Origin of the sequence: Noviherbaspirillum saxi, assembly GCF_003591035.1 — a bacterium.
Lineage (GTDB): Bacteria > Pseudomonadota > Gammaproteobacteria > Burkholderiales > Burkholderiaceae_D > Noviherbaspirillum > Noviherbaspirillum saxi.
In genome coordinates, this window is record NZ_QYUO01000003.1 from 207,561 (window position 1) to 223,657 (window position 16,097).

Genomic DNA, 16,097 nt, shown 5'->3' on the forward strand with positions numbered 1-16,097 from the left:
ATGAGTTTGAATATGCCGTAGTCCAGACTACTCGCGTGTTACCACGAGAACTCTTTCCTACCTATGATTGATACAATCACAACCCACCAGTATCTCCCAACGCGCTCATCACAAACGCATCAGTCCATACTGATAAATTCTTTACTACTTCTTCCAGATTGTTAAAGAACAAAAACAGCCAATGATCTCAAAAGATCAAACCTAAGTTGATGGAGCGGGAAAAGAGTCTCGAACTCTCGACCTCAACCTTGGCAAGGTTGCGCTCTACCAACTGAGCTATTCCCGCTTTGTCATATCGCATGACGACATGCGATCAACTTAGGTTTGATATTTCTACCGCATAAAGTGGTAGGTCTGATTGGACTCGAACCAACGACCCCTACCATGTCAAGGTAGTGCTCTAACCAGCTGAGCTACAGACCTGCTTTATGCAAATTGGCTATTTTTCTAACACACCGATAAGTGTGAACGCTTGACGCGATGGCTTTACTCTAGAAAGGAGGTGATCCAGCCGCACCTTCCGATACGGCTACCTTGTTACGACTTCACCCCAGTCACGAATCCTACCGTGGTAAGCGCCCTCCTTGCGGTTAGGCTACCTACTTCTGGTAAAACCCGCTCCCATGGTGTGACGGGCGGTGTGTACAAGACCCGGGAACGTATTCACCGCGACATGCTGATCCGCGATTACTAGCGATTCCAACTTCATGCAGTCGAGTTGCAGACTACAATCCGGACTACGATACACTTTCTGGGATTAGCTCCCCCTCGCGGGTTGGCAGCCCTCTGTATGTACCATTGTATGACGTGTGAAGCCCTACCCATAAGGGCCATGAGGACTTGACGTCATCCCCACCTTCCTCCGGTTTGTCACCGGCAGTCTCATTAGAGTGCCCTTTCGTAGCAACTAATGACAAGGGTTGCGCTCGTTGCGGGACTTAACCCAACATCTCACGACACGAGCTGACGACAGCCATGCAGCACCTGTGCGCCGGTTCTCTTTCGAGCACTCCCAGATCTCTCCAGGATTCCGACCATGTCAAGGGTAGGTAAGGTTTTTCGCGTTGCATCGAATTAATCCACATCATCCACCGCTTGTGCGGGTCCCCGTCAATTCCTTTGAGTTTTAATCTTGCGACCGTACTCCCCAGGCGGTCAACTTCACGCGTTAGCTGCGTTACCAAGGAAATTAATCCCCGACAACTAGTTGACATCGTTTAGGGCGTGGACTACCAGGGTATCTAATCCTGTTTGCTCCCCACGCTTTCGTGCATGAGCGTCAGTGTTATCCCAGGGGGCTGCCTTCGCCATCGGTATTCCTCCACATATCTACGCATTTCACTGCTACACGTGGAATTCTACCCCCCTCTGACACACTCTAGCCGTGCAGTCACAAATGCCATTCCCAGGTTAAGCCCGGGGATTTCACATCTGTCTTGCACAACCGCCTGCGCACGCTTTACGCCCAGTAATTCCGATTAACGCTCGCACCCTACGTATTACCGCGGCTGCTGGCACGTAGTTAGCCGGTGCTTATTCTTCAGGTACCGTCATTAGCCCAGGATATTCACCCAGACCGTTTCTTCCCTGACAAAAGAGCTTTACAACCCGAAGGCCTTCTTCACTCACGCGGCATTGCTGGATCAGGGTTGCCCCCATTGTCCAAAATTCCCCACTGCTGCCTCCCGTAGGAGTCTGGGCCGTGTCTCAGTCCCAGTGTGGCTGGTCGTCCTCTCAGACCAGCTACTGATCGTCGCCTTGGTAGGCCTTTACCCTACCAACTAGCTAATCAGATATCGGCCGCTCCACGAGCATGAGGCCTTGCGGTCCCCCACTTTCATCCTTAGATCGTATGCGGTATTAGCTAATCTTTCGACTAGTTATCCCCCACTCTAGGGCACGTTCCGATACATTACTCACCCGTTCGCCACTCGCCGCCAGGGTTGCCCCCGCGCTGCCGTTCGACTTGCATGTGTAAGGCATGCCGCCAGCGTTCAATCTGAGCCAGGATCAAACTCTTCAGTTCAATCTCTGTTTGTGCCATTGCTGGCAACCTCCGAAGAGGCGTCGCCCACTCAAAATACTGACAAGTAACATCTTGCGATGCTTACCTATATTTCTTCGTGAGCACTTGATACTTGTGTAATGCCAATGGCCGAAACCATCAACCCCACCCCACCAAGCGCCCACACTTATCGGCTGTTAGTTGTTAAAGATCCGCTTGCTCCGACAGAGCGTTGTGTCTGTCGCCGCCCACTGCAATGCAGGGACCATCTGCTGCGCTTCAAGGACCATTTTGCATCCCTTGCACCCTTCGCTTCCGCGCTTTGTTTGCTGCGTGTCGTGACGGGAGGCGCACTATAGCAAAGACTTTCGAACTATGCCAAATTTTTTTGTGTGTTGAAAAATTGTAAATACATTCAAGCTGTGCTGAACAAGGCTCGGCTTTTCGAATTCAAATCGGTTTCTTTTGACAATTGTCATGCTTTGTCGGACTTGACGGATAAAAACGTCGGGCACTTTCTCAATGTAGAACAGGTAAAGGATTTAGTGCGACCAGACCAAATCGATGCGCCCGCACTCTCGCACTCTTCATCCATTTGCATTGCAGACTAGAGCGTTGAGGACGACGGCCGCATGATGCACCTAATAATTCCAAAGGCGAAAATGCAAATAACATCGGGATTACTCAAGGCAATCATTTCTCCAATTATTTTTCTTGCCGGATGTGGTGGCAACAGCACGGACTCGCCATCAACAGCAATCGAAACAGGAGCGACGGCAACTCCTCCTCCAACGTCCGCCGTTACGCCGACCGGGCAAGCCAGTCGTCTTCAAGACTCCAGGATCTATACGCTCGATCCGACGGCACTGCCTTTCGGCCCAATGGCAGGTGTGGCGGCTGAAACGGACAGATGGGCCGGCGTTCTAAACGGCAGCGGTTACCGCATCGAAGTCCCGAAACGATGGAACGGCCGGCTGGTGCTGTACGCCCATGGTTATGATGGTCTGGAGCCTGTCCTGAAAGTATCCGATGTTCCGATACGCCGCTATCTGGTAGAAAATGGCTATGCATGGGCAGCCGCCAGCTTCAGCAAGAATGGCTATGATGTCCGCGCCGGTGTTGAAGACACCAACGCCCTCGCGCTAGCATTCACCACCATTGCCGCACAAAACAGCCGTCCTCTGCCGGCGCCGTCGAAGATTTACATCGTCGGAGCGTCGATGGGCGGACATGTCGCAGCAGCAGCAATCGAACGGGAAACCCTGGAAACAGCAAACAACAAAGTGCGATATAACGGCGCGCTGTCGATGTGCGGTGTTGTGGGCGATACCGATCTGTTCAATTACGCGACTGCCTACCAGCTCGCCGCGCAGTATCTTGGCGGCCTTCCGGCCACCACGTTTCCAGTCACCGATTTCGCGGGTAAGGAAGAAAGAATCAAGGATGCACTGTGGCGAATCTTCCCTCTTTTCCCGACAGACCAGGGTCGTAAGCTGAGCGCAGCATTCATCAGTCTGACGGGAGGGCCACGACCCATCGCTGAGGACAGCTTCAAGCTGAAACCCTTTCAGGATCCAGTCTGGCGCCGCTTTGGCGACGACGGCACTATCGAAGGCATCCTCACCAAGAACATCGCGGACACAACGGGCATCGCCTACCAACTCGATGCCGATCCTGCGCTCTCGCCCGAGGAGCAGACGATGAATGCGACTATCCTGCGCGTGACTTCGGCGTCCGATGCTAATCCCCGACGTACCGACGGATTGCGCTGGGTACCCAAGGTGAACGGGCAATTCGACGTTCCCGTGGTGACCTTGCATTCGCTGGGTGATCTGTTCGTTCCGTTCAGCATGCAGCAAATCTATAAGAGACGGGCACTGGCAAACGGTAGCGACCGGTGGTTAATCCAACGGGCGATCCGCTCTCCTGGCCACTGCGACTTCACGATTACCGAACAAGTCGAGGCATTCCAGTCGATGGTGACCTGGGAACAATTCGGCACCAAGCCGGCCGGTGACGATGTGCTCAATCCAGCGGTCGTAGCCAACGCAAACTATGGCTGCTCCTTCACCAGAAACACGACGGGACCCGACGACTCGGGGGCGCTGAATGCGGTGCGAAAGATATTACCCTCCTGCCCATAGCATCGATAGAAAGCCGAGACAGCCAGACTAAGTTCACACGTAGCTCTCAGGCCTCCACGGTTGTTTGAAGCGACGTCCTCTCGTCCGCCCCGGATGCCTGTCTCAGATCACTAAACTTCGATCAGACATGCCTATAACAGTGGACATTAATCTATATGCGCCATCATTCATGGAAACGATATAAGCAGTATAAGGATCCAATGATGGAAGTGGACAGTCCAACAGGCAAGATACTTACAAATGAAAACACAAATATAAAGTTGAAGGTTCCACCTTTTCTCATCAAGGAGATCGAATGGGTGATAGCAAAAGGCGGAAAATACTCCAGCTGGCACTGTTGACTACCTGCCCGTCATTGATGGCCAAGGCGTTAGGCAAAGACGGTGAAACGAACTTATCTGCAAACGACGCCGCTCCATCGCGTATCGTTGACCCGGTCAAGGCCGCATTCGTTTATGTTGGACCGGTAGGCGATGGCGGTTGGACTTACTCGCATGATCAGGCACGCAAGTCTCTTCAGGCTCAATTGGGAGAAAGAGTTGTCACCAGCTATGTAGAGAACGTGCCAGCCGGACGTGATGCGGAAAAGGCTTTCCGCGATCTGGCTATAAAAGGCAATCGCGTGATTTTTGGTACCTCGTTCGGCTATATGGACGCCATGTTAAAAGTAGCCAAAGATCATCCGAACGTCAAATTTCATCATGTCGGCGGCAACCAGACTACGGCCAACCTGTCGGTGTACGAAGCGCGTACCTACGAAGGTGCTTATCTTGCCGGCATCCTTGCCGGAAAGGTCACTAAGACAGGAAAGCTGGGCTTCGTCGGGTCGGTGCCGATACCCGAGGTTTTCCGAAACATCAACGCCTTCACTCTGGGAGCACAATCTGTCCGGCCCGAAGTTACAACCCAGGTCATATGGGTAAATAAATGGATAGACTTTGCCAAAGAGCGCGAAGCGGCATTAGAGCTTATTCGTCACGGCGCCGATGTGCTATTGCAGAACACCGACTCCTCCGCCGTGCTGCAGGCTGCCGAGGAAAAGGGAGTAAAAGCATTTGGCTGGGACTCCGACATGAAGCACTACGGATCAAAGGCTCACGTTGGATCAGCGATCATCGATTGGACGCCTTACTATATGAAGGTGGTGGTCAGCTTGATGCAAAACGCATGGAAGCAGGGAACCATCTGGCTCGGCGTGCGGCACCATGTCACGCGCATAGCATCACCGAATCCTGAACTGGCTTACGACCTGATTCTGCTGCTTGGTGAGAAGACGCACGAAATGAGAGCGGGAAGACTACATCCCTTTCAAGGTCCGGTTATTAACCGGGATGGCGGCACGGTGATTGCATCAGGCGTGGTTCCAGATGATGCTGCGCTACGACGGATGGATTATTTTGTTAAAGGTGTACAGGGCTCGATGAAGTGAGCTTGTCGACCATTTACAGGCGGGTTGACAGTATTTCGTTGCTTCCAACAGATTCCCGTAGCACTTTTCTCGCCAATCCAATCAAGGAAAGTCAGTTTTGGAGGGAATAGAGGAACCGACAGCTATGACTGGAACCTTCGATGGGAAAAATGACAACGGCCGCTTTCGCGGCCGCTCAATTGTCATCCTGTTGGTGCCCAAAAGAGGACTCGAACCTCCACACCTTTCGGCACAGCGACCTCAACGCTGCGTGTCTACCAATTCCACCATCTGGGCCCGGCATTCTTGCTCGCCATTCGAATTGGTTCACACCAAATCCGTATGACATGAGTTACAAAAGAGTTAGGGAATATTCCCTAACTCTTTCATAGAAACTACTGGTGCGGCTGGCAGGAATCGAACCCACGACCCCTTGGTTCGTAGCCAAGTACTCTATCCAGCTGAGCTACAGCCGCAAGGCGCAGCAGTATAGCACGAGCATTTTCTATTCGGAAATTTAATTGCATTAATCTTCTGCTCAATGGGGAGCTTTCGTCATCGTGCCGTTATCGCAACAACAGCGCCGCTTTTTCTCTTTTGCAACTCACAAGTATTGACTGTTATCGATAAAAACGACAAAGATGCTATATGCATCATTGATTTCTGCGGTGAATGCAATCAATCGATGGCGAGCCAGCGTGCGGATATAAAAGTGATAAGTGAGAACAAATACAACATCCTGATCGTCGACGACCTGTCGGAGAATCTGCGCCTGCTGACCAATATCCTTAGTGCGCATGGTTATACCGTGCATGCGGCCAAAAGCGGCGCGTCCGCGTTGCAATACCTGCAAGCCAATCTCGCTGACCTTGTCCTGCTTGATGTGGTCATGCCGGGCATGGATGGATATCAGGTTTGCGAACTGTTGAAATCCGATGAGCGCACGCGCGATATACCGGTTATCTTTCTCAGTTCGGCCGATCATGTTTTCAACAAGACCCAGGCATTCAGCAAGGGGGGTGTCGACTACATGCTGAAACCGTTTCATGAAGAAGAGTTGCTGGCGCGGATCAATGTACATCTAAGCTTGCGCGCCGTCCAAAAGCAGCTGGTAGAACAAAATATCCAATTGCAGAAAGAGATCGTCGAGCGCAAACAGGCGCAGGAAAAGATTCTCTACTTGGCAACGCATGATGCGCTGACCGGCCTGCCCAATCGGGCCTTGCTGCAGGAGCGGATAAAACGCGATCTTGCACTTGCACGACGCTACCAGCGTGAAGTGGCGATACTCTTCATCGATCTGGATCGATTCAAGCAAATCAATGACTCGCTCGGGCATCATGTCGGCGATGAACTGCTTAAAGCGGCTGCAGAACGCATGAAACGCTGTGTGCGTGAGACGGACAGCCTCGGCCGCCTGGGTGGCGATGAGTTCGTGATCTGTCTACCGGAAATCATCAGTGCAGAAGTCGCGTCTTTAGTGGCGAAAAAATTCTCAAAGCGCTGGCGGAACCATTCCATATCGAGAATCACGCATTGCATATCAGCGGAAGTATCGGTCTGAGCCTGTATCCGACCGACGGCGAGGATGAACACACGCTGATGCGCAATGCGGATGCCGCGATGTACCATGCCAAGGAAAAAGGCCGCAGCAACTGCCAGTTCTTTTCGGCGGATGCAGATACGATTTGATTGTCGAGGTGTGATCGCCTGCGATCAGCCGTCCATGCGACGTTCATTAAATCCTTACGGATTTTCAGCGATGGAGTAACTGCGTCAGAACGTCTTGAGGCAGGTCCATCCATGATCTTGTCATCGGACCGCATTCCATTTCCTTCGCCTCAACCGGCCAGCCCATCAGCTGGAATTCCCCTTGCCCATTAGAAAGCGTCGATACCGTTCCATCTCAGAGCGCACTAATTGAAATCATTCATGCACAACTTCGAGGCGATGGTTTGCATATTCACGTTGCTTTCTTAGGCAGACAAGTAGTACAGGCCTTCGTACCGGCACTACTTGTCTGCTTAGAAATAAGCGTCCTCGATCACCTTGCTATCGAGCAGTTCATCCGCCTTGCCGGCGGCAACGACGCGGCCTTTGACCATCAGATATCCACGATCGGCGATGCCCAGGCCTTTTTCCGCATTCTGCTCGATCAGCAAAACGGTCGTTCCCTGCCGGCTGATTTCATGCGTGACTTCGAAGTATTCATCAATCAGCTTCGGCGACAGTCCCAGCGAAGGCTCGTCCATGATGATCATCTGCGGCTGGCCGATCATGGCGCGCACCAGCGCCACCATGGCCTGCTCGCCGCCGGACAGCGTACCGGCCGGTTGTAACAGGCGCTCGCGTACGCGCGGGAACAGCGCCGTCGTATCGTGCAGCCGCTGCTCGAAGGCATGCCTGTTTTTTCCGCCGGTGACGGCGTCGAAACCTAGGCGCAGGTTTTCCAGGACGGTCAGTTGGGGGAACAGACGCCGGCCTTCCGGCACCAGTCCCACGCCCAGCGCGGCGATTCGCTCGGTGCCGACCTCGCCGGCTTTGCGTCCGAGCAGCTTGACCTCGCCTTCGGTCGGGCGGACCAGATCGGTGATCACCCGGAACAGCGTGGTTTTGCCGGCGCCGTTCGGTCCCAGCAGGCACACCACTTCGCCCTGTTTCACATCCAGCGTCACATTGCGCAGCATCGGCACGCGGCCATAAGCGCTGCTCACATTGTTCAGTTCAAGCATGTGCGGCTTTCCCCAGATAGGCCTGCTGGACTCGTTCGACTTTACGAATCTCATTGAAGCTTCCTTCCATAATTTTCTGGCCGAAATCAAACACCATGATCGAGTCCGGAAGATCGGCAACCAGCCGCATATCGTGTTCGATAATGATCAGCGACAGTGTCGGCTGAATCTGCTGTATGCGGCGGATATCCGTGATCAGTGCATCGGTTTCCTTGTCGTCCATACCGGCCGATGGTTCATCCAGCAATAGCAGCTTGGGCGATGCCGCCAGTGCTCGCGCGATTTCCAGCCGGCGACGGTCTGCCTGGGCCAGCCCGGAAGCCAGGCTGAACCTGTTTTCATACAATTCCTCGGATACCATGCGCAACAATTGACCCGCGCGTTCCGCCGCCGCCGTTAGTTCGCGTCGCGCGCGCCACGGCATGAAGATCGCGCGCATGACGCCGGTCGTGGTTTGCGTATGCATGCCGATGAGGACGTTATCGAGCACGCTCAAGTCACCGAACAAGCGACTGGATTGAAATGTGCGGCTAATACCGAGGCGGACGATCTGATGCGGCGTCACGCCGACCAGGTTGTGTCCCATGAATTCCAGCTTGCCGGCGACTGGCTTGTAAATCCCGGTCAGCAGGTTGAACAGCGTCGACTTGCCCGCGCCATTGGGCCCGATGATGCCAAGGATATGCCCTTGCCGCAGCTCGAAACTCACATCGTTGAGTGCCGTCAGGCCGCCGAAACGGATGGTGGCTCCCTCGCAACGTAAAATGACCGGACTCATGCTCATCCCTTGTAACGACGTAGTTGTTTCGGAATCAGGCCCTGAGGGCGCACGATCAGCATCAGGATCACCACGGCGGCATAGATCAACAAGCGATAGTCCGAAAAGATGCGGAATTTCTCCGGCAGCACGGTGAGTAAAAAGGCGCCGAGTATCACGCCCAGCACATTGTCCATGCCGCCGACAATGACCATCGTCATGATGGTCACCGATACCAGGAACGTGAAGTTGTCGGGCGAAATATACGTAACGTAAGACGCGTAAATGGTGCCGGCGAATGCCGCCATGAAGGCATCGACCGCAAACGCCAGCATCTTGTACCAGGTGACGTTGATCCCTTGCGCGCTGGCCGCCAGCTCATCGGTCCGCAATGCATTCCATGCCAGTCCGACGCGCGAGTTGTGCAGCAGCCTGGCGACGATGACTGACACCACGATCAAGGCGAAGGCGAGCAGATAAAAATTCACCTGGCTCGGCAAGCTGTGACCGAAGACCACGATGGGATCGGCAAACGAATGATCGAACAGCGTCGGCGCCGGAATCCCGACCAATCCGTTCGGCCCCCCCGTCCATGAAAAATTGTTGATCAGCTGTTGCAACACGATGCCGAACGCGATCGTCACCAGCGCCAGATACGAATTGCGGGTGCGCATGCACGGAATCCCCAACAGGAATCCGAACAGCGTGGCGACCATCGCGGAAGCAAGCAGGCACCACCAGAAGCTGATGCCCCAATGAAGTGCCAGCAAGGCCGAGGTATAGGCGCCGATGCCGTACGACGCACCGGTCGCGAAATTGGGAATGTTGGCGCTGCCGAGCTGAAAATTCAGGGCCAGTGCGAGCACTGCATACAGTTGCGAAATGACCAGCAAGTGCAGCACATAGGTATTGCCTTGCAAAAGGAATGGAAACACCAACACCAGTACGCTCATCCATACCATCGACAGCACTTTGCATTGCGCGAAACTGTCGATGATCGCGCGCTCCGCAGCCTGATGACGCTGCATATACAGCAGCGCGCCGACGCCGAGCACCAGCAAGGCCAGCAGCAGCGGCCACGACTCCAGCATCAGGAACAGATAAAGCCAGATGGCCAGACCAGTTTCAAGCGCCACCACCAGAGCTGTCGCCCGGCCCGGGCCTAGGCGTGCAGATTGATTCGCCATCGTCATACCTTCTCCACAACGACTTTGCCGAGCAAGCCTTCCGGCCGGAACAGCAGGAATACGATCACCATCATGAACGCGAACACCTGGCGGTAGGCGGCGCCGTCCGGTACCAGTGCTTGGGCCAGCACTTCGGCGCCGGCGATCAGCAAGCCGCCGACCACCGCGCCGAAAATGCTGCCAAGGCCGCCAACCACCGCTGCCGAAAATCCCATCAGTCCCGCCAGGATGCCGAAGTCGAAGCGGGTGGCGCCGACGTTACCGGCATAAAACAGCCCGGCAATGGCCCCACTCGCGGAAGCGATGAAGAAGCTCGATTGAAACACCCGGTTGGAGCGCACGCCCATCAGACGCGCCGCTTCCCTGTCCTGCGATACAGCGCGGATGCGCACGCCCATCGGCGTCTTTTTCAGGAAGAAGAACAGGCCCGCCAGCAAGGTCGCGGTGGTCGCCAGCACGATCACGCTGAACCAGCTGACCGCGACCTCACCCAACGAAAATGCCGGGGCGGAGAAGGGCATCGAAAATGCCTGTGGATTGCTGCCCTGGGGATAAAAACGGCGAATCGCTTCACGCAGAAAGATCCCCAACGCGACGGTTGCCACCAGCGGCATCATCGCCGGCGCGTCGCGCAAGGGCCGGATCACGATACGCTCGATCACGACGCCGAGGATGCCGATGATGAAAATCGCCGCCAGCATCGACATCAGCAGCGCGCTTACGGATCCGCCTGGGCCGAACGCCGATCCGAGCGCGGGAACGATCGCCAGGGCGACGAACGGCCCGATCAGAGAGACATCGCCGTGCGAGAAATGAATCACATTGATCACTCCGAACAGCAAGCTGAAACCGATCGCCAGCAAGGCGTAAATACTGCCGAGCACCAGCCAGTTCAACAGTTGTTGAATCACTTCCGCTGCCATCGTGTCTCCTCCAAAAGGGCCATACCACTGAACATGCGAGTCTACCGTGCCGGATTCGGGATGCCTGGGAATCCGTATCCCGGGTTATTGTTATCACGTCACAAACTACCGCTACACGGTTCCCTCCCCTTGCAGGGGGACGAGCCGGGGGGTTCGCAAAGCGGTAGCTTATGACCCAGTAGCACTACTTTCAAAATCCAATATTGATAATCTTGTCGGTGTTCTCCATCCCGTGCCGGTTCAGCGTCTTGCGGCACAAATCAACGAACAATTGCGCAGGCCGCGTGAGCTGGTTGCTCTTTAGCCAGATGGCGGTGAGGCTGACGCTGTCGACCGACTCCTTGATCTTCATGCATACGATGTGGTTGCCATCGTAGGTGACATCGATTTCCGGCCGCGTGACCATCACGGAAAAGCCGAGCCCGCGCCCGACCAGGCCGCGCACCAGTTCCAGCGAAGGCGAACGGAATGCGATGTGCGGCGCGAGGTTGTAGTCGCGGAAAATGCTGAGAAAGTAAGTCTTGCTCGGCAAGAGGTCGAGCAGGATCATCGGCTCGGTGCTGAGTTCATGCAAGGACACGCTGTCCCGTCCGGCCAGCGGATGGTCCGCCGACAAGATCACGTAGGGACGCAATTCATCGAGCAGTACCGAATTGTCGAACACGCTCTCGTCTATCTCCTGGTTATAGAGAATCGCCAGATCGAGTTGCCCGGATTGCAGGCAGTTCTTCATGTCAGACTGGTCACCGTCCTTGATATTGAGCTTGACCCCCGGATAGGCGCGTGAGAAATCGGCGATCAGCCGTGGCAGATAGACCGGGCCGAGCGTTTTGAAGCAGCCGATATCGATCTGTCCCGACACCACGTCGTTGTCGGCGAGCGCGTTTTGTTCGAACTCGCGCAGCACGCGCAGAAGCTCCTGCGCCTTGTGATGAAAGCGCATGCCGGCGGGCGTCAGGGTCACTCCCTGCGCGTGGTGGCGAATGAAAAGCTGGATGCCGAAATTGTCTTCCAGGCTCTTGATCGCCGACGACACCGAGGGCTGCGCAATATACAGGCGGCGCGACGCCTCCGCGACGCTGCCGCATTCAACAGTGGTCAGAAAATACTTCAACTGCCTGAGGGTGTAATTGACCATGGCTACCCGTTTACGATGTCGATCTTGATGATGGTCGCAGAGCTCGCTGACGACAGGACGATGCGTTCGCCGCCGGACACCGTGTCGAGGCGCAGGGTTTCCTGCACCCCGAGCTCGTGCTGCGCAGCGTCATAGGCAAGCCGGCAGCTCCCTCGCAGGCAGTGGACCAGCGTCGTACTGCGGGGAGCGGGGTGATGCAGTGCCGGTGCCGCTTCCAAGTGCAGTACCGAGGCTGAAAAGCGCGCCTTGTCGCGTGCCGCCATGATGTTGAATACGCGCACCGGGCCGTTGCACAAACGGCTTTCGGTCGCTTCGTCGCCAGGGAAATACAACGTATCGAAGGGCTTCTTCAGCACCATCTCGTCACGCTGGCCGCAACGCAATCCCAAGCCCGTGCCTTCCAGCAGGATCAGCAACCGGTCCACGCCATCAAAGCGGGAAAATGGCCCCGCCTGCACAATCTCCGGCACGCTGATGCGCCAGGCGAACCCGATGCCGGACCCGGTGTCGGTCAGCTCGCGGGTCGAGCCAAGGCCATTCTTCCACGGCACGACACGATAAGCGGCAGCGTTATAGTGTTGCGCGTGAATGGGCATCCGCTGGTCTCCGCGAGCGTCGCAAAAAGCGAAGCGTGCCACTCACTTCTGCGCCCAGTCGACCCATTTGCCATCCCTGGCTTCCTTGATATCGATGATAACCGGCAGCCTGGTCTGGCCTTTTTGATCGAACTCGGTCTGCCCCAGCACGCCGTTGTACTTGATGCTGCGGATCACCTTGGCGAGGGCGGCCTTGTCCTTGTAGCCGTTCTCCTTGATGGCTTTCAGCATGATATTGGCGGCATCGTAGGCATACTTTGCGTACGGTCCGGCGGGCTCGCTGAAGCCGGCTGCTTCATAGGCTTTCTGGAAATTCTGCAGCGCTGCGCTTTCCGGCACCCGGGGCGAGCTGACCACGGTATCGTTGGCGGCCGAGCCGGCGATTTCGAGATACTTCGGATCGTAAATGCCGGAAATGGCGGACATTGGGATCTGCGCCATGCCCAGCGCCATCATTTGCTTGCGGACCAGCGCGGCTTCGGTGATCACGCCGCCGAAGTAAATGATGTCCGGGTTTTCGCTCTTGATCTTGGTCAGCATCGACTGGAAATCGGTCGTCCCGACCGGCGCGGCAGCCTTGCTGATGACCGTGCCGCCGGCCGCGGTGAAGTACTGGCTCATCGCGTTCGTGTTGGAGACACCATAATCGCTGGTGTCCGAAATGATGGCCATTTTTTTCCGGTTGTAGGATTTGACCAGCCACTCGGCAAGCGGCCTGTTTTCCTGTTCGAGCGTAGGCGTGACACGCGTCACCACCGGCAGATTGGCTTCGGTGATCTTGGGGCTGATCGCGCCCCAGATGACGGTGGGCATTTGATAGCGGTTGAACACCGGCGTGGTGGCCAGCGCGACCGGGCTGTTCCAGTGCGCGGTCACGGCCGCTACCTGGTTGTCGTTGACCAGCTTGAGCGCGGCCGAGACGCCAACGGCGGGATCGGACGCATCATCCAGCGTGATGCCCTCGATGCGGAAGGGATAACCGGCTGCGTTGGCCTGCTTAATCGCGAGCAGGAAGCCGTTGCGCGCCCCCAGGCCTTGCTGCGCATTCCCTCCGGTCAGCGGCCCGATGAAGCCCAGCTTGATCGCGTCCTGCGCGCCAGCGATATGCGGCAGCGCCGACAGGCTGAGCGTACACAGAATTACCTGCGTGGCGCGTTTCCAGTTTGGCAAGCCTTCGCTGAATGTTGTGCTGAATTTTGGCATCGTCATCTCCTAAATTATTTATAGATTTATAAGACTCACCGCCGCACGACAACGGTGAATAACGCAACGAACTTCCAAACAACAACCAGGCTAGCGTAACGTAGCGGGACGAATCGGAGGCTACATTATTTATCGCTAGAGTCAAACAAATTGTTAGCGTCTGTCTTGCAAAGCATTTCAACCAACTGCTGCAGGAACTTCTCGCACGCGGCCACCTGCGTGACCGTGATGAACTCGTCAGGCTGATGCCCCTGCGCCATGCTGCCCGGACCGCATACCACGGTTGGAATGTCGGCGGCGGTAAACAATCCTCCCTCGGTGCCGTAGCTGACCGTCTCGGCATGCTGTGCGCCGGTGATCAACTTCAGCAGGCGCACAATCGGCAAATCGTCCGCGCTGTCGAGGCCCGGATAACTGGACAGCAGATTGAAGGAGATATCGCTCGCCGCCGATTTTTTCCGCATTTCCGGCAGCAATTCCCGCTCGGCATAGTCGCAGATCTCGTCCGCCACGCATTGTGGATCGAATAACGGCAGCGCGCGCACTTCAAAATCGAAATGGCAATCGCCGGGGATCATGTTCAGCGCCCGGCCGCCGCTGATGACGCCGGTCTGCAGCGTGTTGAACGGCGGATCGAAACGCGGGTTGATCTCGGCGGTCGCCAGCCGCTCGCCGATCTGCGCCAGGCGCGTGACCAGTTTCGCCGCGTATTCGATCGCGTTCACGCCATAGGGAGCATAAGCCGAATGGCCTTCGCTACCATGCACCTGGCAGCGCATCGCCAGCTTGCCTTTGTGCCCGCTGACCACGCGCATTTCGGTGGGCTCGCCGATCACGCAGGCGATGGGCTTCACCGCGCGGCTGCCGATCGCCGCCAGCAAGGGACGCACGCCGAGACAGCCGATTTCTTCATCGTAGGAGAAAGCAAGATGAACCGGTATCCGCAGATCCATCCTGACAAAGTCGGGAACAAAGGATAGCACTGCCGCAATGAAGGATTTCATGTCCGTGGTGCCACGCCCGTACAGGCGGCCGTCTTCCTCGGTCAGTTGAAATGCCTGCCTGGTCCAGCGCTGCCCGTCGGCCGGGACCACATCGGTGTGGCCGGACAGCACGATCCCGCCCCGGTCGCGCGGACCGATGGTGGCGAACAGGCTGGCTTTGTTACGTTCCTCGTTGAAGTGGAGTTCGCATTCCACGCCATGGCTTTCGAGATAGCTGTGGATGAAGCCGATCAACGCGAGGTTCGACTCGCGGCTGACCGTATTGAAGCCGACCAGGCGCTCAATCAGCGCCCGGCTGCGAATGGATGTGGGTGCGGACTCACTCATCGCCCGGCACCCCGTAGCTGGGTGCCGCCGGCGGATTCAATGCCCTCGCCACATAGTCATTCATTTGCGGCCTGTACATGTCCCACAGCGTGCGCAGGCGCGTGACCGGTTCCTCGTCTTCCCAGTCGACACGGAGATTGACCAGCGGCCAGGCGAGATCGCTGGCGACCAGCAGCGCCGCGGAATGCACGGGACCGACCTCACCGCCGGCGGCGACCCCGGCAGCAAGGCCGCGCAGCAGGCGTTCCGCCAGATGCTCGCCCTTGGCCGCTGCGAATGCACCGGCCATCGCCTGCGGCACCTCGACGGTCGACAGCAGATTGCCGGCGGCGATACAACCGTCGCCGGTGGCGACCGCATTGGTGCCCAGGATTTCCGTGCCGGTAAAGTGGGCGCTGCGTCCCTGCGTATCCACCACGACCACTTGCCGGTACCCATTGAACTCGCGCCCGCGCAAGGCATCCGCGAGCGCATCGGCCGGCCCCATGCCGGCCTCCAGCCGGTCCAGGATATCCGGCCCGAGGCTCGGCAAGGTCACGTTTTGCGTGGCGACGGCGCCAGCGCCGGCGCGCACCCAGGGACAGCGGCTGCCGACGCAGATGCTGGAGGTGGTGATGGCGACGCCGACCATGCGCGTTTCCGGACAATAGGCAGTAAGCGAGAATGTCATGGC

At 56.5% G+C, this 16,097-nt stretch carries 13 protein-coding genes, 4 tRNA genes and 1 rRNA gene; 4 read left to right on the top strand and 14 right to left on the bottom strand.

The genetic code is table 11. The features are described 5' to 3' along the window. Nucleotides 1–210: 210 nt before the first annotated feature. The 3 genes from D3871_RS24220 to D3871_RS24230 form a co-directional block, all read right to left on the bottom strand. Nucleotides 211–286, bottom strand: a tRNA-Gly gene (locus D3871_RS24220). A gap of 60 nt (nt 287–346) precedes the next feature. Then, nucleotides 347–423: transfer RNA gene (locus D3871_RS24225), tRNA-Val, on the bottom strand. A 72-nt stretch (nt 424–495) separates the two neighbouring features. Continuing rightward, nucleotides 496–2,026, bottom strand: a 16S ribosomal RNA gene (locus tag D3871_RS24230). Between the two features lie 641 nt (nt 2,027–2,667). Here D3871_RS24230 and D3871_RS24235 point away from each other — a divergent pair. Next, entirely contained in the window at nt 2,668–4,149 is a 1,482-nt protein-coding gene (locus D3871_RS24235; protein WP_119771692.1) for an alpha/beta hydrolase family protein, read from the top strand. 295 nt (nt 4,150–4,444) lie between these two features. Continuing rightward, nucleotides 4,445–5,578 carry a BMP family ABC transporter substrate-binding protein gene (locus tag D3871_RS24240; RefSeq protein WP_119771693.1) on the top strand — a complete coding sequence of 378 codons (1,134 nt, stop codon included), beginning with the start codon at nt 4,445–4,447 and terminating at the stop codon, nt 5,576–5,578. Between the two features lie 191 nt (nt 5,579–5,769). Here D3871_RS24240 and D3871_RS24245 read toward each other — a convergent pair. Next, a tRNA-Leu gene (locus D3871_RS24245) sits at nt 5,770–5,854 on the bottom strand. Between the two features lie 102 nt (nt 5,855–5,956). Beyond that, nucleotides 5,957–6,033: transfer RNA gene (locus D3871_RS24250), tRNA-Arg, on the bottom strand. Nucleotides 6,034–6,269: 236 nt separating this feature from the next. On the opposite strand from D3871_RS24250, the gene D3871_RS24255 reads away from it, so the two are divergent. Next, nucleotides 6,270–7,121, top strand: coding sequence for a diguanylate cyclase domain-containing protein (locus D3871_RS24255; RefSeq protein WP_158598038.1), 852 nt, complete (start codon nt 6,270–6,272; stop codon nt 7,119–7,121). Further along, nucleotides 7,094–7,249 (top strand): diguanylate cyclase domain-containing protein, encoded by a 156-nt coding sequence (locus D3871_RS31435; RefSeq protein ID WP_274381781.1) that lies wholly within the window; start codon nt 7,094–7,096, stop codon nt 7,247–7,249. The genes D3871_RS24255 and D3871_RS31435 overlap by 28 nt, the downstream gene beginning before the upstream one ends. 332 nt (nt 7,250–7,581) lie before the next feature. Here the strand turns inward: D3871_RS31435 and D3871_RS24265 are convergent, their stop codons facing one another. The 9 genes from D3871_RS24265 to D3871_RS24305 all read right to left on the bottom strand — a co-directional run bounded on the left by D3871_RS24265 (nt 7,582) and on the right by D3871_RS24305 (nt 16,094). Then, nucleotides 7,582–8,289: an ABC transporter ATP-binding protein gene (locus tag D3871_RS24265; protein ID WP_119771696.1), complete on the bottom strand. Its 708-nt coding sequence runs from the start codon at nt 8,287–8,289 to the stop codon at nt 7,582–7,584. Then, nucleotides 8,282–9,067, bottom strand: a complete 786-nt coding sequence (locus D3871_RS24270) for an ABC transporter ATP-binding protein (protein ID WP_119771697.1) — start codon at nt 9,065–9,067, stop codon at nt 8,282–8,284. Before D3871_RS24270 ends, D3871_RS24265 begins: the two co-directional genes overlap by 8 nt. A gap of 2 nt (nt 9,068–9,069) precedes the next feature. Then, nucleotides 9,070–10,239 (bottom strand): branched-chain amino acid ABC transporter permease, encoded by a 1,170-nt coding sequence (locus D3871_RS24275; protein ID WP_119771698.1) that lies wholly within the window; start codon nt 10,237–10,239, stop codon nt 9,070–9,072. Then, a complete protein-coding gene (locus D3871_RS24280) occupies nt 10,236–11,156 on the bottom strand; it encodes a branched-chain amino acid ABC transporter permease (protein ID WP_119771699.1) in 921 nt (306 codons plus the stop codon). The genes D3871_RS24275 and D3871_RS24280 overlap by 4 nt, the downstream gene beginning before the upstream one ends. A gap of 190 nt (nt 11,157–11,346) precedes the next feature. Then, nucleotides 11,347–12,294 (bottom strand): LysR family transcriptional regulator, encoded by a 948-nt coding sequence (locus tag D3871_RS24285; protein WP_119771700.1) that lies wholly within the window; start codon nt 12,292–12,294, stop codon nt 11,347–11,349. A gap of 2 nt (nt 12,295–12,296) precedes the next feature. Then, nucleotides 12,297–12,890, bottom strand: a complete 594-nt coding sequence (locus D3871_RS24290) for a HutD/Ves family protein (RefSeq protein ID WP_119771701.1) — start codon at nt 12,888–12,890, stop codon at nt 12,297–12,299. Between the two features lie 42 nt (nt 12,891–12,932). After that, a complete protein-coding gene (locus tag D3871_RS24295) occupies nt 12,933–14,093 on the bottom strand; it encodes a branched-chain amino acid ABC transporter substrate-binding protein (protein WP_119771702.1) in 1,161 nt (386 codons plus the stop codon). 125 nt (nt 14,094–14,218) lie between these two features. Next, complete coding sequence (gene argE / locus D3871_RS24300; protein ID WP_119771703.1) at nt 14,219–15,424, bottom strand: acetylornithine deacetylase; 1,206 nt, start codon at nt 15,422–15,424, stop codon at nt 14,219–14,221. Beyond that, a complete protein-coding gene (locus tag D3871_RS24305; RefSeq protein ID WP_119771704.1) occupies nt 15,417–16,094 on the bottom strand; it encodes a DUF1028 domain-containing protein in 678 nt (225 codons plus the stop codon). Before D3871_RS24305 ends, argE begins: the two co-directional genes overlap by 8 nt. Nucleotides 16,095–16,097 lie beyond the last annotated feature (3 nt).

Bases quoted from the DNA above. Each gene is read 5' to 3' on its own strand.
- D3871_RS24275 (WP_119771698.1), bottom strand. From the start codon at position 10,239: ATGACGATGGCGAATCAATCTGCACGCCTAGGCCCGGGCCGGGCGACA.
- D3871_RS24305 (WP_119771704.1), bottom strand. From the start codon at position 16,094: ATGACATTCTCGCTTACTGCCTATTGTCCGGAAACGCGCATGGTCGGC.
- D3871_RS24270 (WP_119771697.1), bottom strand. From the start codon at position 9,067: ATGAGTCCGGTCATTTTACGTTGCGAGGGAGCCACCATCCGTTTCGGC.
- D3871_RS24295 (WP_119771702.1), bottom strand. From the start codon at position 14,093: ATGCCAAAATTCAGCACAACATTCAGCGAAGGCTTGCCAAACTGGAAA.
- D3871_RS24265 (WP_119771696.1), bottom strand. From the start codon at position 8,289: ATGCTTGAACTGAACAATGTGAGCAGCGCTTATGGCCGCGTGCCGATG.
- D3871_RS24235 (WP_119771692.1), top strand. From the start codon at position 2,668: ATGCAAATAACATCGGGATTACTCAAGGCAATCATTTCTCCAATTATT.
- D3871_RS24285 (WP_119771700.1), bottom strand. From the start codon at position 12,294: ATGGTCAATTACACCCTCAGGCAGTTGAAGTATTTTCTGACCACTGTT.
- argE (WP_119771703.1), bottom strand. From the start codon at position 15,424: ATGAGTGAGTCCGCACCCACATCCATTCGCAGCCGGGCGCTGATTGAG.
- D3871_RS24240 (WP_119771693.1), top strand. From the start codon at position 4,445: ATGGGTGATAGCAAAAGGCGGAAAATACTCCAGCTGGCACTGTTGACT.
- D3871_RS24280 (WP_119771699.1), bottom strand. From the start codon at position 11,156: ATGGCAGCGGAAGTGATTCAACAACTGTTGAACTGGCTGGTGCTCGGC.
- D3871_RS24290 (WP_119771701.1), bottom strand. From the start codon at position 12,890: ATGCCCATTCACGCGCAACACTATAACGCTGCCGCTTATCGTGTCGTG.